Origin of the sequence: Streptomyces venezuelae, from assembly GCF_008642275.1 — a bacterium.
Lineage (GTDB): Bacteria > Actinomycetota > Actinomycetes > Streptomycetales > Streptomycetaceae > Streptomyces > Streptomyces venezuelae_E.
In genome coordinates this window covers 5985978-6006731 of the sequence record NZ_CP029189.1, presented here as the reverse complement: position 1 = coordinate 6006731, position 20754 = coordinate 5985978, and the positions used below count along the sequence as shown (strand labels likewise).

The window sequence follows — 20754 nt, the reverse complement described above, 5'->3', positions numbered from 1 at the left end:
CCAGTTCGACTCACAACACCCTATCCGGCGGGCCCCGCCCCCCGATGGCGTCCACTTGCCCCGAAACCCGCGTGCACGGCTCACCCGCTACGCCACTATGGCGCCCGGAAAGCCGTACGGCCGCATGGCCGCATACGCGAGGCAAGGGACATCCGCATGAGACTGACCGACATATCGCTGGACTGGCTGCTGCCCGGCAGCCTGCTGATCCTGGGCGTACTTGCGGCAGTTGCGGTACTGGCCCGTGGCAAGCGCGAGAGCGAGAAGGCCGCGGCCGACGACAGCTGGGAGCGCAGCGAGGAACGGCGGCGGCGCAAGGAAGCCGTCTACGGGACCGCTTCGTACGTTCTGCTCTTCTGCTGCGCGGCGGTCGCCGCCGCACTCTCCTTCCACGGGCTGGTCGGCTTCGGCCGGCAGAACCTCAACCTCTCCGGAGGCTGGGAGTACCTGGTCCCCTTCGGGCTCGACGGCGCCGCGATGTTCTGCTCGGTGCTCGCCGTGCGCGAGGCCAGCCACGGTGACGCGGCCCTCGGCTCACGCATGCTCGTCTGGCTGTTCGCGGGTGCGGCCGCGTGGTTCAACTGGGTGCACGCCCCCCGGGGTCTGGGCCACGACGGGGCCCCGCAGTTCTTCGCGGGGATGTCGCTCTCGGCGGCCGTGCTCTTCGACCGCGCCCTCAAGCAGACCCGCCGGGCGGCGCTGCGCGAACAGGGCCTGATCCCGCGGCCGTTGCCCCAGATCCGGATGGTCCGCTGGCTGCGGGCCCCCCGGGAGACCTTCGGCGCCTGGTCGCTCATGCTGCTGGAGGGGGTACGCACCCTCGACGAGGCCGTGGACGAGGTGCGCGAGGACAAGAAGGAGCGGGAGCAGGACCGGCACCGCAGGCGCGATCAGAACCGGCTGGACCGGGCGCGCATCAAGGCGCTGGGCCGCCAGAACCGGGCGTTCGGGCGTTCACGCGGCCGTCAGGTCGAGCTCCCGGAACTGACGCAGGGAGCGGGCTCCGCGCCGGTCGGCGCGGAGCCGGCCATACCGGAAGGACAGCTGCCCTTGCGACGCCGGCCCTCCCTGCAGGCCGTCAACCCCACCGAATCCCTTGACGTGACCGGCCCCCGGACGGTGGACCTCACCGCCGAGGACGACACCCAGACCATTCCCCGGTTGGACTCGCTGGAGCGCAAACTGAAGGACCTGGAGCAGCAGTTCGGCTGACCGACCGGGTCCGTGGGACACGGGGAACCCCGTGGGGCCCGCCTGTTCAGGCGGGCCCTGCGTCACGTCGTGCGTCGAGCTCGAACCACACCACCTTGCCGCTGCCCAGGGCGAGCGCGTCCACGCCCCAGTCGTCGGCGAGCGCCTGTACCAGCACGAGTCCCCGGCCATGCGTACCGTCGTCGGCGGTCGGTACGTACGGCCGGGGACGGCGTGCGGCGTAGTCCCGGACCTCCACCCGTAAGCGGGCGGCGGCGAGACTGGCGTGCACCTCGGCCCCCCGGTCGGTGTGGACGAGCGCGTTGGTGACGAGCTCGGTGATCAGGAGCTCGGCCACCTCCGCGGCGTCGGTATGGCACCGGTGGCGCATCAACTCCCTGAGCGCCTTGCGGACTTCGCCCACGGCCTTCAGGTCGGCCCGGCGCAGGCTCCGGGTGATCCGGAGCGTGTCCACCGCTTCCGCGTCCTCGCCCGTGGACGGCTCACGTGGAACCGGCCTCCCTCTCCCCCACAGCTTCCCGTTCTTCGCCCCCACCCGCACGGCGATGTCCCTCCCGTGTCCTTGCTCTCGAACAGGTCTACGGGATGCATGCCCTCCGGGCGGTTCCGCACTCCTGCGGGGTTGCGGGCCGGCGCGCCACGGAGGCCGGATCGAGCCATTCGTATACGGGGCCGCCCCTGTGCCCCGCCCGGTCCTGTCGGCGGGCCGTGCAAAACCGGTCACCGTCACGGCACCGGCCTTCGGAGGAACCGACAAGGCGCCGGGGGCCGTCTCCCCGCCCGCCGGAGCGGTCGCCCGATGCCGCGAAGCGTTCTCCACAACCCCTGTGAGCTGCTGGAGCGTCGGCGCGCGTACCCCGAACCCACGGCACCACGCGCACGGTGACGGCGCATCCCAGGTCCTGGTCCGCCGCCCCGTGGACAAGCGGCCGGAAACCGACCGCCTCCACTCGGCCATGGTGAGGCATGAGTTGTCGAAGAGGACCACTTTGACGGGCAGGCCGTACTGCACCAGGGTGAGGGAATCTCCCCTCGCCACCGAGAGGCCGCCGTCGCCCGGCGTCGTCGGCACTTGACGGTCACGGCCGGTGAAGCGGGCGCCGTCGGCCGGCGGAGCCCGGAGCGGCCGGGGGCGCTCTTCACCGTTCGGGAAAGATAGCGCGCGACCCCCGCATTGCACATGCCGGTGCCGGCGGTGAAAACGGCGTCCTCGCCGGGCAGGGAGGCGTCGTACGGGAAGTCCGTGCCGGGCAGGTCGTCGTACCGCTCCCACCTGCGCACATGCATGCGAGCACGGCCCTCGGGCCAGCTCCGGATGCCACCCGAATGGAGTAATCCAGCGCGCCACCCACATGGGTGAAGATCAAGCTGAGTAGTGCCCCATCCGAGTTGATCGTGAAAGGGAAAGCACATGCGCATGCGACGAATTCTCGCCGCCGTCATCGCCACGGCAGCCCTCGCCGGACTCGGCCTCACCGGTGCGGCCGCCGCCGTGGCCGCCCCCAACACCGCCGTCACCGAGAGCCTCACCCCTGGTGAGTGCACGGACGCCGGCGGAAAGGTCGTGGGAATGTACTGCCAGGGCGGCACGAAGGACGGGCAGATGGTCGACTGAACGCCATCGCGCCACACCCGACGGGGTGCCCCGCGGCCACGCGCCGCGGGGCGCTCCCGCGCGGGCACGCCGCACCGTCACGGTGGCACCGGGACACGTACGTCTCCGAGGTGGCACCGGGACACGTACGTCTCCCATCCGACCACGGCCGCGCCGGTCACGCCTCCCAGACCGCGGCGGCGGTGCGGTCATCGGCGTACCCCTTGAGGCGGAGCTGGGTGTCCGCGAGGAAGGCCGCGAGGCCCGGCGGCTCCTGACCGGCCCAGCGGGCGGCGAGCTCCGCCGGCAGGGCGGCCTCCTCCCGCATCGGATCCGCCAGGCCTCCGGAGCACAGGAGCAGGGTGTCCCCCGGCCGGGCCACGGCCGCACGGAAGCGGAACCCGCCCTCCGCCTCCTCGGCCGGGCCGGCGGGTTCCAGGTCCTGCCACTGCCCCGAGCGGAGGCGGAACAGCCCGCCCGCACCGGCGCCGAAGCACACCCGGGTCCGGCACTGCGGGTCCACGGGGAGCAGCAGCCCGCGCAGCCCGGCGGTGTACGCGGGCTCGTCGAGCCCCCGTTCGGCGGCGCGGGCCCGCAGTCGCCCGTAGCCCCGGTCGGTGAGTCGCTGCAGGCCCGAGCGCAGGGCGTCGCGGCGTCCGGCGCGGATGTCCTCGGCCAGCCGCTCCTGGCTGCGCCCGACGGCGGCCGCGACGGTGCGGCACAGTTCGGCGGCGGCCTCGGCGGCCCCGGGGGCGGCCCGGTCGCCGCCCGCGAGGGCCACCAGGACCAGCGCGTCGTCGCCGCTGCCGAAGCGGGCGGTGAGCAGGAAGTCGCGGCGGGCCTCGCCGCGGTAGCGGGCGGAGTCCCCGCGCAGCGAGGCGGCGCGCAGGGTGTAGGTGCCGTAGCGGGCCCCTTCCAGGACCGTGTCCGGGGTCAGCCCGTCGACCGCGGCCGGGTCGGCGGGTGGGAGGGCGCCCGGTTCGGCGGCGTAGGTGGGGGCGCGATCTCCCAGGTGGGAGACCTCGGGCCGGGTGGTCTCCGGTCCGGCCGCCACGGGCCCGGGGCCCCGCTCGGGCGCGGGCGCGGGTTCCGGCGCGGTTTCGGGGGCGGCTCCGGCCGGAGGCGTCGGCTGCGGCTGTCGGGCGGGGTCGGACCAGGCCTCCGGGCCCGGCGTCTGCGGGTGCCGCACCGGCAGCTCGGGCCCGCGCACCGGTGGTACGTCCACGCCCCCGAGCGCGTACCCGGTGGCGTCCCCCGCCCGGGGATCCCGCGGCGGGGGGAGGGTGGGCAGGGTAGGGGTCGGCACCGGCTCCCCCTGCCGGGGGCCGGGGAGCAGTGGCTCCGGTGCGCGCGGGGGCTCCGGCGGGCCCGGATCCGGTGCGAGACCCGGGGCCGGTGCCGATGCCGGGCTCGTGGCCGGTGCCGATGGCGGGCCCGTGGCCGGTGCCGGACCCTCAACGCCCTTGGCCGGGCCCGGGGTCGGGACGCCGGGGGCCGGTGCCGGGACGCCCGGGGCCGGGTCCGCCGTCACGCCCGCCGCCGAGCGGAACCGGTTGTCCAGGGTGTCCCCCGGGTCGGGTTCGGCTCCCGCGTCGGGGCCCTCGTAGAGCTTCTGCCACCAGTCGTCCGCGCCCTGCTGACTCATGGCTTCATTCTCGGCCCCCCATGGGGACGGAAAACGCCGAATGCGCGAAAAGGGCTCACCGGACCGCCGTCCGGTGAGCCCCTCCCGTTCAGGCCGTACGCATCAGCGCATGTCGTATGCCCGTACGACGGTCTGGGTGACCGTGGCGCCCTTCGCGTCGGTCAGTTCGGCCTTCAGCGACACGGCCTTGCCGGAGGCCCCGGCGTGGTCGACGACCGCGCTCCACCGGCCGCCCCGCTCGGTCACCTTCGCCTGCGTCCAGTTCTCGCCGTCGTAGGAGTACGACAGCTGCGCCGACTTCAGTGCCCCGGGCGTGTACCCGGCGTGCCCGGTGACGGCCAGCGCGATGCTCTGGCCGTCCGCAGCCGCGATCGTCTTCATCCCGTCGAGTGGGGCCGTGTACCGCGGGAAGAGGATCGCCAGCCCCTGCGAGTACGCCGACGCGTCGAGCTCGGAGGAGAAGCCCCAGGTGGTCCGTACGGCGGTGGAACGCTGCCAGACCCGGGCGGGCGAGCCGATCTTCTCGATGGACTGGGTGAGTTCGTAACGGCCCTTCTCGGCGGGCACCTCGAAGACCCCGAACGGGTACCCGCTCTCCCCGAGGACCTCGCCGTCCCGCCGGAGCACGAGCGAGCCGACGTCGCCGAAGGAGCCCGGCTGCGCCGCGTGGCGGCTGTCGCCCCACATGGCGGGGGCGAATCCGATCAGGCCGCCCTGCCGTTCGGCGGCCAGGGTCTCCCTGCCCGTGAGGTCGCGCGGTGCGACCGGGCCGATGACGCCGTCGTACCAAGTGGCGCCGTCGCGCTGCCCCTTGGCGTAGGTGCGCTGCTCACCGACCATGAACTCGCCCCAGGGGAAGCTGGAGGAGAGCAGCTGGTCCCAGGCGGTGTCCCCGGCGGAGTGGTACTCGGTGCGCGTGCCCGGAGCCGCGACGGTCTCGATCCCGCCGAAGTACACGGCGGATCCGATCGGCCGGTAGGCCCCGGCTATGTCAATGAAGTCGGCCGCCACTCCCATGGAGTTGTAGGTGGACACGGTCTGTCCGAGGTCGCGGTCCCGCACCCGGTGGGTGCGGCCGCCGCTCTTGACCTCACCGGTCGCGGGGAGGGCGAGGGAGTAGACGTACGGGCTCTGCGACTCGGCCTTCCAGGACAGCGTGACCTTGCCGGTCGCGAGCCTGGCCAGCAGCGCCCGCGCCTCGGCGGCCTCGATGGTCAGCGCGGGCAGCGCGCCGCCCGTGTACCCGGTGAAACCCGTCCAGCGGCCGGGGGCGTCGCGGTGGGCGAGGACGGCCGTGGCTCCGGCGGCCCGCGCGTTCTGCGCGACCTCGTACAGTGCGCCGTCTGCGGTCTTCACGAGGACGACCGCGCCCCTGGCACCCGCCGCGGCGAGTTCCCCGGGGCTTCCCGAGCCGGCGTCGACGAGGGGCGCGCTGCCCGTTCCGTCCAGGTTGTCGCTGCCGGTGGACGCGGTGATCGGGTGCAGGACCGGACCGCCGACGGCCTTCAGCTCCGAGACGAGCGGCGCGGCCGCCCGCCAGTAGGACGCGAACTCGAAGTCGCCGTCCTTCGCGCGGCCTTCGACGGAGGCGTAGAAGCCGCGGATGGTCCGGCCGCCCGTGGCGGTGCCCGCGTGCAGCCAGACGTCGTCCCAGCTGCGGGCGAATCCGAGGGTGGTGTTGCGGGCCTCGGCCGGCCGGTCGGTGGCGATGTCCAGGCGTCCGGCCCTACGGGCGTCCAGGACGACGGTGGTGTCCTTCTTCAGTTCGACCTGGGGGCGGCCGAGGTAGGTGAGGGAGTCGGTCAGCCCGGCGCCCTCGCCCCCGTCGGGGGTGGCCACGAAGGCGGAGAGGAAGTACGCGCCCGGACGCACCCGGTAGACCTGGTCCGTGGCGCCTTCGTTGAACCGGCGCTCGCCGGTGGCGTCGTCGGTGCCGATCACGTCCAGCGAGGAGGGACCGGAGGCCGGCTCGCCCGCACGGTCGACGAGCTTGACGCGCAGGGTCACCGTCTCCGGCTCGACGTAGAGCGAGAACGGGGTGGAGACGTGCACGCCGTCGGCGGTGGCGACGACGCGGCCGGTGACGTCCCCGTACTGGGAGCGTTCCAGTTCCGCCGCCGGATCGAGGGCGAGCGGCACCCTGGTGGTGGCGCCGGCCGGGACGGTCACCGTACGCCGCTCCAGGCGGGCCACCCGGCTGCGGACGGGCGAGCCGTCGTTGCCGGTGACCTTCTCCACGGCCAGGCTCAGGGTGACGGGGCTCTTGCCGAGGTTGGTGTACGGGACCTCGACGGCGGTGCGGTCGCTCCGGTCCTGCGGCCAGCTGTAGGTGCCGCCCTGGACGGCGGGCGCACCGGTGACGGTGGTGTCGATCGCCGCTTTCACGTCCAGGCGGCCGCCGCCGGTCTCCCGTACGTCCCCTGGGACGGCGGTGGCGGCCGAGCCGACGAGGGCGGCCTTGATCTGCTGCCCGGTCCAGTCGGGGTGGCGCTGCTTGACGATGGCGGCGGCGCCCGCGACGTGCGGGGTGGCCATCGAGGTGCCGGACATGGACTGGTAGGCGTACACGCCCCGGCCGCCCGCGGCGGCTGCGGAGATCCCGACGCCGGGGGCGGCGATCTCGGGCTTGAGGGTGTGCTGGAGTCCGGCCGGTCCGCGGCTGGAGAAGGCGGCGGTGGTGTCGTCACGGTCGACGGCGCCGACGGTCAGGACGGAGGCGGCGCAACCGGGCGAGGAGACCGTGTTGTTGCCGGGGCCGGAGTTGCCCGCGGCGACGACGAAGAGCGGGCCCTGCCGGGAGAGCCGTTCGGCGGCGGCGGCGAGCGGATCGTCGCAGGCGGTCCGCGAGGGGTCGCCGAGACTCATGGAGACCACGTCGGCCCTGGACTCGACGGCCCATTCCATGCCCGCGATGATCCATGAATCGAGGCCGTAGCCGCCGTCGTTCAGGACCTTGCCGCTGAGCAGTCCGGCGGCGGGGGCAACGCCCTTCCTGGCGCCGCCGCTCTCGGCGCCGGAACCTCCGACGGTGGAGATGGTGTGGGTGCCGTGGCCCTGCCGGTCGGCGTCGGTGTCGGAGTCGGTGAAGTTCTCCGAGGCAAGGACCCGGCCCCGGAGGTCGGGGTGGTCCAGGTCCGTTCCGGTGTCCAGGACGGCGACCTTGGTGCCCTTGCCGTCGTATCCGGCGGCCCAGGCGGCGGTGGCGGCCACCTGCTTCGTCGAACGCTCCAGGTTCGCCTGGACCTTGCCGTCCAGCCACAGCTTCTTCAGCCCGCCCGCCACGGAGCGGGCGCGGGGATCCGTACCGGTGACGTCCGACCAGAAGGCGGCGGCCTGCTCCTTGTCGGCGGCGAGGGCGACGGCGCCGATGGAGCCGAGGACGCGGGAGCGGTCGGCGCCGCGGGGCGTGGGCGGGGCGCTGCGCGCCACGTTCACGGATCCGTCGTAAACCGCGATGAGCGGCAGCTTCCGAGTGTGCGCGTCGTCGTAGCCCTGCCGGACGAGGCCGGTGACGTTGAAGAGTTCGGGGTCGGCCTTGCCTTCGGCGAGGGCCTTGACCGCGCCCTCGGGGTACACGTACAGGTCCTTGCCCGACTGCCGGGTCTGTACGAGCGGCTGCGAGCCGTCCGCGCGCGGCATCGCGGTGGCGGCGGTGCGGCCGGCCGTGTCGGTGGACACCAGGATCCGGTCGCCGGTGACCAGGGTCACCGTGACGGGGGCCGTGGGCTGCTCTCCGGCCGCCTGGCCGCCGACGAGCGGTCTCTTCCCCGCTCCGGGCGCTCCGTCGGACGGCTGTGCCGCCGTCGGGCCGATGGCGGTGGCGGCCAGGACGGCCGCGGCGGCCGCTCCGAGTGCCGTACGCGATATCGGACGCATCGCTCTCCCCAGGTGAATTCCGGCCAACTGCCGCGTTGCACGGCGAAAGCGCCGCGTAAATGGCTTCTGACCGGCGGATGTTGGTGCTGCGGTGGCGTCACCTTGGCAGAGTGGCACCGGGTGCGGCGATGATGTCCGCGGCGGGTTCGCGCCGTGGCCGCTTCCCGCCAGGCGCGTGTCGAGAGGTGGGTGGACGGGTTGCTGGGTGCCATAGGCCTGGACGAGGGCCAGGAGTCGGCGTACCGCGCACTGGTCGCGCTGGGGGCCGCGGAGGTACCCGACCTCGCGCACCGGCTCACGCTGCCGGTGCCGCACACCGAACGGGCGCTGCGCCACCTGGAGCGGCACGGGCTGGCGGCTCAGTCGTCGGCGCGGCCCGGACGCTGGGTGGCGGCCCCGCCGGGGGTGGCCCTCGGCGCGCTGCTGACCCAGCAGCGGCACGAGCTGGAGCAGGCCGAGCTGGCGGCGGCGCTGCTGGCCGAGGAGTACCGGGCGGAGGCGACCGAGCCCGCGGTGCACGACCTGGTGGAGGTGGTGCAGGGCGCGAGCGCGGTGGCGCACCGCTTCCACCAGATCCAGCTGGGCGCGGAGAAGGAGGTCTGCGCGCTGGTCACCGGCCGGCCGCAGGTGGTGACGGGGACGGACAACGAGGCGGAGGACCGGGCCTCCGTACGCGGGGTCGACTACCGGGTGGTCATCGAGCGGGAGGTGCTGACCCTGCCGAGCGGGATCCGGGAGGCGTCGACGGCGCTGGCGCGCGGCGAGCGGATCCGGGTGACGGCGCAGGTCCCGACGAAGCTGGTGATCGCGGACCGGACGCTGGCCATGGTCCCGCTGACGGCCCGGGGGGCCGAGCCGGCGGCGCTGGTGGTGCACGCGTCGGGGCTGCTGGAGTCCCTGACCGGCCTGTTCGAGGCGGTGTGGCGGGAGTCGCTGCCGCTGCGGCTGGGGGCGGCCGGTTCGGCGGAGGAGGCCGGCGGCGGCCCCGACGCCACGGACCTGGAGATCCTGTCGCTGCTGCTGGCGGGCATGACCGACGCGAGCGTGGCCAAGCACCTGGAGCTGGGGCTGCGGACGGTGCAGCGGCGGGTCAAGGGGCTGATGGAGCTGTCCGGGGTGACGACACGGCTGCAGCTGGGCTGGCACGCGTACGAGCGGGGCTGGGTGGCCCGATAGCCGCTGGTCGGTCAGGCTGAGCGCATGGATCTGCCTCAGCTGCTGCTGGTGGGGCTGGTGCTGCTGCTCGGGGTGGTCGGTGTGCTGATCCCGGGTGTGCCGGGCACCTGGCTGGTGTGGGCGGGGCTGCTGTGGTGGGCGCTGCACGTGCGCTCGGCGTCGGCCTGGTCCCTGCTGGTCGCGGCGACGGCCCTGCTGCTGGTGGTGCAGGTGGTGAAGTGGCTGCTGCCGCCCCGGCATGTGCGGGGGCTGGGCATCACGACGCGGATGGTGGTGCTCGCGGGGGCCGGAGCGGTCCTGGGCTTCGTCCTGATCCCGGTGGTGGGGGCCGTACCGGGTTTCGTCGGCGGCATCTACCTGTGCGAGCGGCTCCGCCTGGGCACCCACGGCGAGGCTCTGGCGTCGGTACGGGCGGTGATGCGGGCGGTGGGGACGAGCGTGCTGGTGGAGCTGTTCGCCTGCCTGATGGTGGTGGGGGCGTGGCTGGGAATGGTGCTGGCGCAGTAGGCGCCCGCGGGACGGGCACGAGGTCCCGGGTGCGGCCCGCGCGGTCGGGGGATACGCTCTCAGCCCCTGACCGACCCGACCGGTCGTGGAGCCGCCATGGGTACGTCCGTTCCGGAGGAGCCGGCCTCCCCCGCCCCGCAGCCGCCGGACGCCGGTGAGCCGGCCTGCCTCCTGCACCTCGTCTGCGACGCGTGCGGTCGCCTGGCCACCGACGGGCCCGGCGAGTGCTGCACCGGCTGCGGGAGCCCGCGCGACTAGGCCGCCTCTTTCGGATCTTGCCGGGCCCGCGACGCCCGGCACCGCACCTGGCCGCGTTGTCGGGGCGCCCGAGTACGTCCAGTACACGGCGCGCTCCTCCGCCTTGCCATGCACGGCACCGGACGCCGCGGGCTCGGCCGACAAGATCCGAAAGAGACGGCCCAGGCCGTCCCTCGACCGTCCCTTCCGGATCCTGCCGGGCCCGCGGGGCCCGGGGGAAGGTCGGGCACGGCCGGGGCCGTGCCCGCTGACGGCGTGTGCGGCGGGTCAGCCCGCCGCGTCCCAGGCGGCCGTCGGACCGTCCAGCCAGGCAGGTGGCAGCTCGGCGGAGTCCCACTCCTCGCGCAGCGCTGCCGCCGACGTGGCGAGCCGCTCCAGCACGGCGACGCTGGTCGCGGAGTGCAGCAGGGAGTAGCGGCCGTGGATGGCGGTGGCGCTGCCGGGCCCGTACTGCGCGTACAGCCGCTCCAGGCGGGCCCGGTGCTCCGTGGCGAAACCCGCCAGCCGCGCGGCGTACCCGGCCCGCTGCCAGGGGGTCATCGTGCCGAGGACGGCGCTGAGCACCTCCTCGGTGACCTCGGGGTCGAGGTCGGAGGCGTCGGTGAAAGCGAGGTAGAGGGGGGTGACGGCGACCTTGGCCCGCTCCACCTCCATCCGCCGGACCGGCGGACGGGGGTCCGCGGCGGCGGTCGTTCCGCCCGGGTCCACGGTGTGCCGCAGCGCCCGTGCGGCGATGCCGCCGAGCTCGTCGGTGACGGCCTTGGCACCGTCCAGCCAGCCCGACTCGTACGGTTCGCCCTTGTCCCCCGGTACGGACTCCCCGAGCGTGCCGAGCTCCTCGCACGCTTCGGCGAGGGCGCCCGCCTCGACCAGGGCGATCAGGCCCTCCGCATCGTCGGCGCGGACCCCCGCCCGCCCGAGCAGCTGGAGCAGCGTCCTCTTCGCGTTCAGGATGCTGACCGAGTCCAGCTCCTGTCGATGCTCCTCGGCGGCGTGCATCGGATCCTCCTCATCCCATGGACAGTGCGGTGCGCTTGCGCAGAGCGCACCGCACGACGGTTCAACGCAGGACGGGCCCGCTGTGATCCCTGCGGATGCCCTGCTGCCTGACGACAGCATCCGTTCAGCGGAACGCATGCCCCGGCCTGGCCACACGGGACGGACGATAGCCGCCGAAGGCCCCGTACCGGACCCCCGGGCCCGGCGCCACAGCCGGACACGTCCTAGGTCCGCGGCCCGATGCGGGGCCCGGCAGCGGCTGCGAGGCTGGACGGCATGACGGACTTCAAGGGGTTCAGCGCGGCTGAACTGGCGTATCTGCGTTCCCAGCACCTGGGCCGCCTGGCCACGGTGGACGCCTCCGGGCAGCCGCAGGCGAACCCGGTGGGCTTCTTCCCGCAGGAGGACGGAACGATCCTGGTGGGCGGAATGGCGATGGGCACCACGAAGAAGTGGCGCAACCTGCACGGAAACCCCCGGCTCTCCCTGGTCGTGGACGACCTGGTGAGCACCCGCCCCTGGCGGGTGCGCGGCATCGAGATCCGGGGCCGCGCCACGCTGGAGACGGGCCCGCACGAGCTGGGCCCCCACTTCAGCCCGGAGGTGATCCGGATCCACCCGGAACGTGTCCACACGTGGGGGCTCTGACCGCCCCGGGAGCGTGTGTCTGTGGTGCGCGGGTGGCCGTGTGTCCCCCGTACGGGCCCGTTGCTGACGCTCTGCTTAGGGGCGAGGGGGCGACAGTGGGGGTTCGGGGCTCGTGACGCCGTGAAGGGGGAGTAGTACCGGTGCCGATCCGGACCAGGGGCCGCGTCGTCGCGGATGCCGCGGGACGTTCCGATTCCGCGGCCGCGCAGGCCGGGGCGCCGCGGCGGCGATCCGTGACCCGCCTGCGTCTCAGCTGCCTCTACGGCGGGGTGTTCATGGTGACCGGGACGGCTCTGCTGGCCACGGTCCACCTGCTCGCGGTGCAGGCCGTCGGCAGGGGCAACGATCCGGTCCTCGAACTGCGCTCGGAGTCCGCGATCGTCCTCGCGCCCGCCGGCTGCACCGAGTCGCCGGGCAGCGGGACGACGCAGGACAGGTCGCCGACGCCGGACAACGGGCCGACGCCGGACAGAGGCCCGGCGCCGGCGACCTGTCCGGCCCCCTCGCGGCAGCAGCCCCAGGACTCGCTGGTGGCGTCCACCGCGCTCGTCCTGGCCGCTCTCGTCCCGCTGTCGGCAGCCGTGGGGTACGTGACGGCCGGGTACGCCCTGTCGCCGCTCCGGCGGATCACCCACGGCGCACGATGAGGGCCGTCCCGGGAGCGGCGGGGCGGGTCCGGGGGCCCGGCTGCCGGCGGCTCGCCCCGGCCGCGCCTCAGATCCGGCCGCCCCGCTTCGCGGCGTAATTGCTCCGGCCCTCCGCCGACTTCAGGCGCCAGTCGCGGCGGATCTCCGACCGCAGCCGGGCGTCCGTCTTGGCGACGATCCGCTGGTTCTCCCTCAGGAGCTTGCGGTAGCTCTCCAGACGGCGGTCCGTCAGCTCACCGGAGTCCAGTGCGGCCAGCACCGCGCACCCCGGCTCCGCCACGTGCGCGCAGTCGTGGAAGCGGCACTGCTCCGCGTACTCCTCGATCTCCGAGAAGACCTGGCCGACACCGGTCTCGGCGTCCCAGAGCCCGACCCCGCGCAGTCCGGGGGTGTCGATCAGGACGCCACCGCCCGGCAGGGCGAGCAGGTTGCGCGTGGTGGTGGTGTGCCGGCCCTTGCCGTCTACCTCCCGGGCCGCCTGCACCTCCATGACCTCGGCGCCGAGCAGCGCGTTGGCCAGGGTGGACTTGCCGGCACCCGAGATGCCGAGCAGCACGCTGGTGCCGTCGCCGACGATCGCGGCGAGCACGTCCGTGCCCTCCCCCGTGAGGGAGGAGACGGTCAGCACCTGGACGCCCGGCGCGGTGGCCTCCACGTCCTGGACGAGGTGCCCGAGCGTCGCCGCGTCCGGGACCAGGTCCGCCTTGGTGAGGACGACCAGCGGCTGCGCCCCCGACTCCCAGGCCAGGGCCAGGAAGCGCTCGATGCGCCCGAGGTCCAGCTCGACGGCGAGGGAGACCGCGATGATGGCGTGGTCGACGTTGGCGGCGAGGATCTGCCCCTCGGACCGCTGGGAGGAGGTGGACCGTACGAAGGCGGTCCGGCGCGGCAGGTACGCCTTCACGTAGCGGGGAGTGCCGGCCGCCTCGACGGCGGCCCAGTCCCCTGTGCAGATGACCCGGAGCGGGTCGTGCGGGGTGACGAAGGCGGTGTCGGCACGGACGATGCCGTCCGCGGTCAGGACATCGCACTGGCCCCGGTCGACGCGTACGACGCGACCGGGCAGGAGGCCCTGTTCGGCGTACGGGGCGAACTCGGCCTCCCAGCCCTCGTCCCACCCGTAGGAGGCGAGGATCGGGGCAGCGGTGGTGGAGGACAGGTTGAGCGAAGCGTGGAACAAGGGAAACCCTTCGAAGGGCGGCCCCGGCGAGCGTGGAAGACGTGTGGGTGTCAGCCGGAGGCCACAGGGGTGGAATCGATGATGAACTCCTGAATGCGGGCAGCGCCCGTCACCGTGACAGTCATCAATGTCCTCACCTCCTGCTTCTTCTCTACGTACCAACACCGTTCACCCGGGAACGACACACGGCCGCGCCCGGAACAAGGGAAACCATAGCCCTGCCCCTGGGACGGCGCCAGCGATTAAACGCGCCGCCCCGGCTGCGGGAACACGGGGAGCCGCGCGGCGGGGCTACGAGTCGCCCGGGGCCGACCAGGGTCCGTCCGGGTACGCCGCCCGGGCGCGCCCGACGCCCGCCTCGATGTCCAGGCTGCGGGGCGACGTGGCGTCGCGCAGGGCGTCCGGCACCTCGCAGCGGCCGGCTCCGGCCTGGCAGCGGACCTGGAAGCGGGTGGCCTCGGGCACGGTGAGGGCCAGGCGGCCGGAGCCGACGCGGGCCGTCACCTCCTCGGGCGGGGTGAGGAAGGTGGCGACGGCCCGGCCCGAGCCGACCCGGATCTCGGCCCGGGCCGAGGCGAGTCCGGTGGCGTGCAGGTAGCCCGAGCCGACCTTGGCGCGCAGGGTGCCGCGCAGCCCGACGATCTCGATCCGGCCGGAGTCGGCCTCCGTGTCGACGGTGCCGCCGAGTCCGCTGAGCGCGATCCGGCCGGAACGGGTCGTCACCTTGACCGGAACGTCCACGGGTACGGTCACCGCCAGCCGGACCGAGCAGCCGGATCCGACGGCCCGCCAGAAGCCCTCGCCGGGGCAGTGCGGGGTCAGCCGCAGGGTGTCGCCGAGCCGGCTCTGTTCGATGGTGGGAGCCTTGAAGGACCCGTCGGCCGTGGCCCGGTAGCCGACCTCGTGGTCCGCCCGGGGGGTGACGGTGACGTCCGCGTCGCCGCCCACGATCTCCAGCGCGGTCACCGGGCGGCCGTCGCTGCCGCCGCTCAGGGTCCCGCTCCGGGCGCTGCCGTTCCCCCAGGACCACACCAGCCAGGTGGCCGGCACCACCACGAGGACGGCGCTGAGCAGGGTGGCGGTGATCCAGGCCTGGCGGTGTCCGCGGCGGGGCCCGTCGGCCGGGGTCACGGCGTGCCGTCCAGGAAGCGCAGGACCGCGAGGACGCGGCGGTGGTCCCCGTCGGCCTGCGGCAGGTCGAGCTTGGCGAAGATGCTGTTGATGTGTTTGGCCACCGCGCTCTCGCTCACGACGAGTTCGGCGGCGATCCCGGCGTTGGAGCGGCCCTCGGCCATCAGGGCCAGCACCTCCCGCTCGCGCGGGGTGAGCCGGGCCAAGGGGTCGGGGCCGCCGCCGCGGCGCAGCAGGAGCTGGGCGACGACCTGCGGGTCGAGCGCGGTGCCGCCCGAGGCGACGCGGCGCAGGGCGTCGATGAACTCCTCCACATCGGCGACCCGTTGCTTGAGCAGGTATCCGACGCCGGCGCGGGTCTGGGTGGCGAGCAGATCGGCGGCGTAGCGTTCCTCCACGTACTGCGAGAGCAGCAGCACGGCCGTGCCGGGGCTCTCCTGGCGGATCATCAGGGCGGCCCGGACGCCCTCGTCGGTGAATCCGGGCGGCATCCGCACGTCCACCAGGGCCAGTTCGGGGCGGTGTGCCTCGACGGCGGCGAGCAGCCCTTCGGCGTCGCTGGTCTCGGCGACCACCTCGAATCCGGCCATTTCGAGTACTTTGACGAGTCCTATGCGCAGCAGGACGGAGTCCTCGGCGATCACAGCCCGCACGGCAGCTCCACGGTGATGACGGTCGGACCCCCGAGGGGGCTTTCGATCATGATGGTCCCGTCGACGGACCCCACGCGTTTGCGCAGCCCCACCAGGCCGGTACCGCGGGCGGGATCGGCGCCGCCCACCCCGTCGTCGGTGACGGTGATCCGCAGCAGCGCCTCGCCGTGGGCGGGCCCGCCGGCCGCCGGGACTCGTTCGGCGTGCACCCGGCAGTGTGCCGCCCGGGCGTGCTTGGCGACGTTGGCCAGGGTCTCGGAGACCACGAAGTAGGCGACGGCCTCGACGGTGGCCCCGGGCCGCTGCGCGATGTCCACGGTCAGTTCGACGGGGAACGGGGCCCGGGCCGCGATCCCGGAGAGCGCGGCGTCGAGCCCGCGGTCCTCCAGTACGGCCGGATGCAGGCCCCGTACCAGGTTGTTCAGTTCCTCGATGGCTTCCTTCGCCCCGCGGTGCGCCTCGTCGATGACGGCCTTGGCCTCGGCCGGCAGGTCGGTGAGGGTGGCGCGGGCGATGCCGAGGTTCATGGCGAGGGCGACCAGGCGCTGCTGGGCTCCGTCGTGCAGGTCCCGTTCGATCCGGCGGCGTTCGAGGTCGGCGGCGTCCAACACCCCGGCGCGGCTCTCCGCGAGGTCCTCGACCCGCCGCTCCAGTTCGCGGGCCCGGTTGGGGCCGAGGAGGGAGGCCGCGGCGACGGAGTCCAGCCGGGCGATGAGCGCGGCGAGCCAGGGCGCGAGGAGCAGCAGCAGGACGCCGCCGACGGTGACGGCGTCACAGTCCGTGCTCCAGGCGGGAGTTCGGGTGTCGGTGGGCAGGATCCAGATCCAGCCGTAGACGCATGTGGCGGCGGCCCCGAAGGCCCAGGCGAGCACCACCAGCGCGCCGGCGACGGCGGCGAGCGGGCTGACCAGCAGGTGGTAGCCGTACTGGCGCCAGGCCGCCTCGGAGCGCAGCCACCGCGCCGCCGCGAGCGGACTGAACCGGCCTCCCTCCCGTTCGGCCCGGGGCACGTCGAGGCCGAGCAGGGTCCGGAACCGGCTGCGTTGGAGCCGGGTCAGGAGCGGGCCGAGCAGCAGGACCAGGAGTGGCGGGAGCCTGCCGGGGCCGGGCGCCGTGACGGTGGCGGTGAGGCCGAGCAGCACGGGCAGGGCGGCCGGGATCGCGGCCGCGGTGAAGGTCGTGTTGCGCCAGGCCCATGCCGACCACGGCGCGTGCGCCGTGATCCAGGTGTACGCATGCCTCGGCGCTCCCCCGCGAATTGCCATGCCCGTACGGTAATCGCCCTGGTCAGGGACCTGCCATCACGCGGGCACCCGTACCGGGGTGTACCTGGTGCCACCCCCGATCCGGATCAAGGGGCTACTGATCCCGGGGGCCCGACCGACGAGGCTGGTGGGGTGCCCGGGGGACGGACCGCCGGGCCGGAAGGAGACCCTCGTCATGGCCTTCGTCGCCCCTCAGGCCCGTGCCTGGCGCATCGCACGCAGCGCCGGCACGTCCCGCACCGGCCGCACGCCCCGCGCTCCGCGGACGGCCACCGTACTGACCGGCGCCGGACTGGTGTCGCTGCCGTGGGTGGTGGTGCTGGCGAAGACGATGCCGCGGACCGCCGAGGTCTCCCACTGGTCCACGGCGTGGATCGGCCTCGACCTGATGCTGGCCGCCGGGCTGACCGGCACCGGGGCGCTGCTGCGCAGACACGATCCGCGGGCGTCCCCGGTCGCGGCGGCGACGGCCGCACTGCTGGTGATGGACGCCTGGTTCGACGTCACGACCTCGGCCGGGACCGGCGGTCAGGGGACGGCGCTCCTGCTGGCGGTGGGCGCGGAGCTGCCGTTGGCGGCCGCCTGCGCGGTGGTGGCGGCGCGCCGGCCGCGCTGATGCCGGCGTGGGACACGGCCCGGCCGGTGTCCGATGCGTTCAAGACGGGCGCCCGGAGCGCGCCTAGCCTGCCGGTATGACTCCTCGACTCGACCTGATCGGCATGGTGGTCTCCGACATGGCCGCCTCGCTCGCCTTCTACCGCCGTCTGGGCCTGGACGTCCCGGCCGGGGCGGACTCCGAGCCGCATGTGGAAGCCGTCCTGCCCGGCGGCCTGCGGATCGCGTGGGACACGGAGGACACCGTCCGCTCCTTCGACCCGTCGTGGACCCCGCCCACCGGCGACGGCCGCCGGGACCTCGCCTTCCGGTGCGACTCCCCCGCCGAGGTGGACGCGCTGTACGCGGAGCTGACCGCCGCCGGGCACACCGGGCACCTGAAGCCCTGGGACGCCTTCTGGGGGCAGCGCTACGCCGTCGTCCTGGACCCGGACGGCTGCGGGGTCTCGCTCTTCGCCCCGTCGGCCCCGGCGGCGTAGGCCCGCAGGGTCGTCCCGGCCAGCGTCCGCACCTCGCGGGAGAGATGCGCCTGGTCGGCGTACCCGGCGAGGCAGGCCACCTCGGCGAACGGCCGGCCCGCGCGGGCCAGCGCCAGGGCGCGGCGCAGCCGCAGGATGCGGCCGAGCGTGCGGGGGCCGTACCCGAAGGCGTCGAGCGAGCGCCGGTGCAGCTGCCGCTCCCCGATGCCGGCCGCGCGGGCGATCGCGGCCACCGCCTCCCCCGCCCGGAGGCGGGCCACGACCTCTGCGGCCAGCGGGTCGGGCGCCCCGGCCTCGGCGGCGCGGGTGCGGGCCAGTGCTTCGAGTCCCGCGCGCGCGTCCCCGTACGCCTCGACCAGCCCGGACGCCCGGCGCACCGTGCGGGCGGGCCACAGGTCGGCGAGCTCGACGCGCCGGTCCCGCAGGGCGTGCGCGGGTACGCCGATCAGCGCGGGCGCGGTGCCGGGCGCGAGCCGGATCCCGGCGAAGGCGCCGCCCGGGACCTCCCCGGCCGGATGCGGCCCGGTGTCGGGTCCGGCCACCAGCAGCCGCCCGTCGGCCCACAGCAGGTCCATGCAGCCGTCGGGCAGCACCACCTGGCCGCTCGCGGTGGCGCGCCACAGCACGGCTCCGGGGACGGCCGCGGACACCGCTTCCTCGTACACCACTCCAGGTTAGGGACCGGGCGTCTCTTTCGGATCAGGCCCGGCGCGCCTCGGTGGGGCGGGAGGGAGCCGGTGGAGGATCGGTGGGGTGGCGGATGCGGCCGATGCGGGCCACATCCGCCACCCCCGACGCATCTGCCACCCCCGACGCATCCGCGCCACCCCCGCCGCATCCGACGCATGCGCGGCATCCCCTTTCCCGCCCCGTGAAGAGGTCCGGACGTGAATCTGCCCGACGACGACCCGCCGCCGCGCCCCGACGGGACGGCCGGCGGCCGCTACGGCGAGGCGGTGTTCCGCCCCGAGCTGGCGGGCGAGGACGACCGCATCGACCTCGGCGCGCTCGCCTACGACGACTTCACCCTGGCCCGGCTGCGCGCGCTGGGCGCAGGTCCCGGCTGGCGCTGTCTGGACGTCGGCGCGGGAACGGGTACGGTCGCCCGGCTCCTCCTGGACCGGGCCGGCGTCTCGGAGGTGCTCGCCGTCGACCGGGACACGGCCTTCCTGCGCGCGCACCCGGCGCCCGGGCTCACCCCGCTGGAGGCGGACGTCACGGCCCTGGACTTCAGCCCGGGCCGCTTCCAGCTGGTGCACGCCCGGTTCGTGCTGATGCACCTGCGGAACTGGCCGCGGATGATCGGCAAGCTCGCCTCCCTGGTCGCCCCGGGCGGTGTCCTGGTCCTCGGCGACGCCGTCGACCTGACCACCCCCGCGAAGCCGGACACCACGTACGGCCGGGTGATGCGGGCGATGTGGCAGGGGCTCGGGGAGACCCTGGGCACCGACGTCTCCTGGGTGCCGGACTATCCCGGGCACCTGCGGGAGGCCGGTCTGCGGTCCGTGGGGGCCGAGATCCTGGTCCCCCCGCTGCTGCCCGGCAGCCCCATCAGCCGGTTCTGGGCCGGTACGTGGGAACGCGCGCGGGGGCCGATGACGGCAACCGGGCTGGTCGACGACGCGACGATCGACGCCGCGATCCGCTATCTCGACTCGCCGGACTGCGCCGCGCTCTCCCCCGGCCTGCTCACCGCCTGGGGGGTGAAGGGCCCGGCGTAGCGTTTCCCCGCCGCCGTCCGGCCCGTCAGTGCTTGCGCAGCCGGGAGTGGTAGTCCTCGGGCGGCAGGAACTTCGACCACCGCTCCGGGAACTCCGACGGCATCCCGTCGTCCTCGTCGTCCTCCGACTCGCCCTCCGCCATCGCCCGCCAGGCGGCGGCCCGCGCGATCAGCTGGGCGGCCTCCGCCTCCCGGGCCCGCTCGTTCGCCTCGCGCGCCGCCGCCGTGGCCACGGAAGGCCAGACCCGGTCGATCGCGGCGTTGACGGCGGCCCCGACCAGCACCGCGAAGGCCGAGATGCCGATCCACAGGAGCACGGCCACGGGGGCGGCCAGTGATCCGTAGATCGTCGGCCCCTCCACCGTGTTGGTGAGGTAGATCCGCAGCAGGAACGAGCCCAGCACCCACATGGCGAGGGCCACCAGCGCCCCGGGCACGTCCTCGATCCACGGCGAGCGCACGGGCACGGACACGTGGTAGAGCGTCGTGAGGAAGGCGATGGACAGCAGGGTCACGGTCGGCCAGTACAGGACGGCGATCACTTCGGTGCCCCAGGGCACCAGCCGGACGACCGCGTCGGGCCCGACCACCATCAGCGGCAGCACGATCGCGCCGATCAGCAGGGCGATGACGTAGAGCAGGAAGGCCAGCAGCCGGGTCTTGACGATGCCGCGCTGGCCGTCGAGCCCGTACATCACGGTGATGGTGTCGATGAAGACGTTGACGGCGCGCGATCCCGACCAGAGGGCGAAGGCGAAACCGAGCGAGATCAGGTCGGGGCGGCCACTGCGCGTGACGTCGTCCAGCAGGGGTCTGGCGATGTCGTTGACGCCCCGGTCGGACAGGACCGTGCCGACCGCCGCCAGGATGTTCTCCTCGATGCTTTCGACCGTGCGGGTGTCCGTCCAGCCGTCCACGTAGCCGAGCAGACCCAGCAGGCCCAGGAAGAGCGGGGGCAGCGACAGCAGCGTGAAGAACGCCGCCTCGGCCGCGAGCCCGAGGATCCGGTACTCGATGCACGAGTTGACGGTGTCTTTCAGCAGCAGCCAGCCCATCTTCCGCATCGAGACGTTGCGGTAGAGGGCGCGGGCCCGGTGGAGCCGTCCTGGGATCCGCTCGGGTGTTTCTTTTGCTGGCTGCACGTCCTTA

At 74.2% G+C, this 20754-nt stretch carries 20 protein-coding genes and 1 pseudogene; 10 read left to right on the top strand and 11 right to left on the bottom strand.

Features of this window, described 5'->3' with window-relative positions; all coding sequences use genetic code 11:
- Window positions 1-156: 156 nt before the first annotated feature.
- Entirely contained in the window at window positions 157-1212 is a 1056-nt protein-coding gene (locus DEJ51_RS26680) for a DUF2637 domain-containing protein (protein WP_150260133.1), read from the top strand.
- Window positions 1213-1258: 46 nt separating this feature from the next.
- On the opposite strand, the gene DEJ51_RS35225 is transcribed toward DEJ51_RS26680, so the two are convergent.
- Together DEJ51_RS35225 and DEJ51_RS35880 are read right to left on the bottom strand one after the other, a co-directional pair.
- Entirely contained in the window at window positions 1259-1639 is a 381-nt protein-coding gene (locus DEJ51_RS35225) for an ATP-binding protein (RefSeq protein ID WP_411757402.1), read from the bottom strand.
- Between the two features lie 387 nt (window positions 1640-2026).
- Window positions 2027-2566: pseudogene (locus DEJ51_RS35880) on the bottom strand (thiamine pyrophosphate-dependent enzyme); the annotation flags it as partial.
- A 57-nt stretch (window positions 2567-2623) separates the two neighbouring features.
- Here DEJ51_RS35880 and DEJ51_RS26670 point away from each other — a divergent pair.
- Window positions 2624-2827 carry a hypothetical protein gene (locus DEJ51_RS26670; protein ID WP_150260131.1) on the top strand — a complete coding sequence of 68 codons (204 nt, stop codon included), beginning with the start codon at window positions 2624-2626 and terminating at the stop codon, window positions 2825-2827.
- A gap of 157 nt (window positions 2828-2984) precedes the next feature.
- Here DEJ51_RS26670 and DEJ51_RS26665 read toward each other — a convergent pair whose 3' ends face one another.
- Window positions 2985-4451, bottom strand: coding sequence for a protein phosphatase 2C domain-containing protein (locus DEJ51_RS26665; protein ID WP_150260130.1), 1467 nt, complete (start codon window positions 4449-4451; stop codon window positions 2985-2987).
- 102 nt (window positions 4452-4553) lie between these two features.
- Entirely contained in the window at window positions 4554-8327 is a 3774-nt protein-coding gene (locus DEJ51_RS26660) for a S8 family peptidase (protein ID WP_150260129.1), read from the bottom strand.
- A 198-nt stretch (window positions 8328-8525) separates the two neighbouring features.
- Here DEJ51_RS26660 and DEJ51_RS26655 point away from each other — a divergent pair, with 198 nt between their 5' ends.
- The 3 genes from DEJ51_RS26655 to DEJ51_RS34665 all read left to right on the top strand — a co-directional run bounded on the left by DEJ51_RS26655 (window position 8526) and on the right by DEJ51_RS34665 (window position 10268).
- Complete coding sequence (locus DEJ51_RS26655) at window positions 8526-9503, top strand: helix-turn-helix domain-containing protein (RefSeq protein WP_150262169.1); 978 nt, start codon at window positions 8526-8528, stop codon at window positions 9501-9503.
- A 24-nt stretch (window positions 9504-9527) separates the two neighbouring features.
- Window positions 9528-10010: a DUF456 domain-containing protein gene (locus tag DEJ51_RS26650; RefSeq protein ID WP_150260128.1), complete on the top strand. Its 483-nt coding sequence runs from the start codon at window positions 9528-9530 to the stop codon at window positions 10008-10010.
- 96 nt (window positions 10011-10106) lie between these two features.
- Window positions 10107-10268, top strand: a complete 162-nt coding sequence (locus DEJ51_RS34665) for a hypothetical protein (protein WP_190620652.1) — start codon at window positions 10107-10109, stop codon at window positions 10266-10268.
- 267 nt (window positions 10269-10535) lie between these two features.
- Here DEJ51_RS34665 and DEJ51_RS26645 read toward each other — a convergent pair whose 3' ends face one another.
- Window positions 10536-11267 (bottom strand): hypothetical protein, encoded by a 732-nt coding sequence (locus DEJ51_RS26645; protein ID WP_150260127.1) that lies wholly within the window; start codon window positions 11265-11267, stop codon window positions 10536-10538.
- A gap of 276 nt (window positions 11268-11543) precedes the next feature.
- Here DEJ51_RS26645 and DEJ51_RS26640 point away from each other — a divergent pair, with 276 nt between their 5' ends.
- Both DEJ51_RS26640 and DEJ51_RS26635 read left to right on the top strand, forming a co-directional pair.
- A complete protein-coding gene (locus tag DEJ51_RS26640) occupies window positions 11544-11915 on the top strand; it encodes a PPOX class F420-dependent oxidoreductase (RefSeq protein ID WP_150260126.1) in 372 nt (123 codons plus the stop codon).
- Window positions 11916-12148: 233 nt separating this feature from the next.
- Window positions 12149-12562 carry a hypothetical protein gene (locus tag DEJ51_RS26635; protein ID WP_150260125.1) on the top strand — a complete coding sequence of 138 codons (414 nt, stop codon included), beginning with the start codon at window positions 12149-12151 and terminating at the stop codon, window positions 12560-12562.
- Window positions 12563-12629: 67 nt separating this feature from the next.
- Here the strand turns inward: DEJ51_RS26635 and rsgA are convergent, their stop codons facing one another.
- The 4 genes from rsgA to DEJ51_RS26615 all read right to left on the bottom strand — a co-directional run bounded on the left by rsgA (window position 12630) and on the right by DEJ51_RS26615 (window position 16791).
- Window positions 12630-13742, bottom strand: coding sequence for a ribosome small subunit-dependent GTPase A (gene rsgA, locus DEJ51_RS26630; RefSeq protein WP_150260124.1), 1113 nt, complete (start codon window positions 13740-13742; stop codon window positions 12630-12632).
- A 291-nt stretch (window positions 13743-14033) separates the two neighbouring features.
- Complete coding sequence (locus DEJ51_RS26625; protein WP_150260123.1) at window positions 14034-14873, bottom strand: DUF4097 domain-containing protein; 840 nt, start codon at window positions 14871-14873, stop codon at window positions 14034-14036.
- On the bottom strand, window positions 14870-15526 hold the full coding sequence (locus DEJ51_RS26620; RefSeq protein ID WP_150260122.1) for a response regulator transcription factor: 657 nt from the start codon (window positions 15524-15526) through the stop codon (window positions 14870-14872). Before DEJ51_RS26620 ends, DEJ51_RS26625 begins: the two co-directional genes overlap by 4 nt.
- Complete coding sequence (locus DEJ51_RS26615; RefSeq protein ID WP_150260121.1) at window positions 15514-16791, bottom strand: sensor histidine kinase; 1278 nt, start codon at window positions 16789-16791, stop codon at window positions 15514-15516. Before DEJ51_RS26615 ends, DEJ51_RS26620 begins: the two co-directional genes overlap by 13 nt.
- A gap of 175 nt (window positions 16792-16966) precedes the next feature.
- On the opposite strand from DEJ51_RS26615, the gene DEJ51_RS26610 reads away from it, so the two are divergent.
- Together DEJ51_RS26610 and DEJ51_RS26605 are read left to right on the top strand one after the other, a co-directional pair.
- Window positions 16967-17407, top strand: coding sequence for a hypothetical protein (locus DEJ51_RS26610; protein WP_223835973.1), 441 nt, complete (start codon window positions 16967-16969; stop codon window positions 17405-17407).
- A 76-nt stretch (window positions 17408-17483) separates the two neighbouring features.
- Window positions 17484-17885: a VOC family protein gene (locus tag DEJ51_RS26605; RefSeq protein ID WP_150260120.1), complete on the top strand. Its 402-nt coding sequence runs from the start codon at window positions 17484-17486 to the stop codon at window positions 17883-17885.
- Here the strand turns inward: DEJ51_RS26605 and DEJ51_RS26600 are convergent.
- Window positions 17816-18550 (bottom strand): helix-turn-helix domain-containing protein, encoded by a 735-nt coding sequence (locus tag DEJ51_RS26600; protein WP_150260119.1) that lies wholly within the window; start codon window positions 18548-18550, stop codon window positions 17816-17818. The two genes, DEJ51_RS26605 and DEJ51_RS26600, sit on opposite strands and share 70 nt — an antisense overlap.
- Before the next feature lie 222 nt (window positions 18551-18772).
- Between DEJ51_RS26600 and DEJ51_RS26595 the strand changes: the two genes are divergently transcribed.
- Window positions 18773-19606 carry a class I SAM-dependent methyltransferase gene (locus tag DEJ51_RS26595; RefSeq protein ID WP_223835972.1) on the top strand — a complete coding sequence of 278 codons (834 nt, stop codon included), beginning with the start codon at window positions 18773-18775 and terminating at the stop codon, window positions 19604-19606.
- A 25-nt stretch (window positions 19607-19631) separates the two neighbouring features.
- On the opposite strand, the gene DEJ51_RS26590 is transcribed toward DEJ51_RS26595, so the two are convergent.
- Window positions 19632-20747: a YihY/virulence factor BrkB family protein gene (locus DEJ51_RS26590; RefSeq protein WP_150260118.1), complete on the bottom strand. Its 1116-nt coding sequence runs from the start codon at window positions 20745-20747 to the stop codon at window positions 19632-19634.
- Window positions 20748-20754 lie beyond the last annotated feature (7 nt).

What these genes read in the sequence shown, in the direction of transcription:
- DEJ51_RS26680 (WP_150260133.1), top strand. Translation starts at nt 157, where the DNA reads ATGAGACTGACCGACATATCGCTGGACTGGCTGCTGCCCGGCAGCCTG.
- DEJ51_RS26670 (WP_150260131.1), top strand. Translation starts at nt 2,624, where the DNA reads ATGCGCATGCGACGAATTCTCGCCGCCGTCATCGCCACGGCAGCCCTC.
- DEJ51_RS26665 (WP_150260130.1), bottom strand. Translation starts at nt 4,451, where the DNA reads ATGAGTCAGCAGGGCGCGGACGACTGGTGGCAGAAGCTCTACGAGGGC.
- DEJ51_RS26660 (WP_150260129.1), bottom strand. Translation starts at nt 8,327, where the DNA reads ATGCGTCCGATATCGCGTACGGCACTCGGAGCGGCCGCCGCGGCCGTC.
- DEJ51_RS26650 (WP_150260128.1), top strand. Translation starts at nt 9,528, where the DNA reads ATGGATCTGCCTCAGCTGCTGCTGGTGGGGCTGGTGCTGCTGCTCGGG.
- DEJ51_RS34665 (WP_190620652.1), top strand. Translation starts at nt 10,107, where the DNA reads ATGGGTACGTCCGTTCCGGAGGAGCCGGCCTCCCCCGCCCCGCAGCCG.
- DEJ51_RS26645 (WP_150260127.1), bottom strand. Translation starts at nt 11,267, where the DNA reads ATGCACGCCGCCGAGGAGCATCGACAGGAGCTGGACTCGGTCAGCATC.
- DEJ51_RS26640 (WP_150260126.1), top strand. Translation starts at nt 11,544, where the DNA reads ATGACGGACTTCAAGGGGTTCAGCGCGGCTGAACTGGCGTATCTGCGT.
- DEJ51_RS26615 (WP_150260121.1), bottom strand. Translation starts at nt 16,791, where the DNA reads ATGGCAATTCGCGGGGGAGCGCCGAGGCATGCGTACACCTGGATCACG.
- DEJ51_RS26610 (WP_223835973.1), top strand. Translation starts at nt 16,967, where the DNA reads ATGGCCTTCGTCGCCCCTCAGGCCCGTGCCTGGCGCATCGCACGCAGC.
- DEJ51_RS26605 (WP_150260120.1), top strand. Translation starts at nt 17,484, where the DNA reads ATGACTCCTCGACTCGACCTGATCGGCATGGTGGTCTCCGACATGGCC.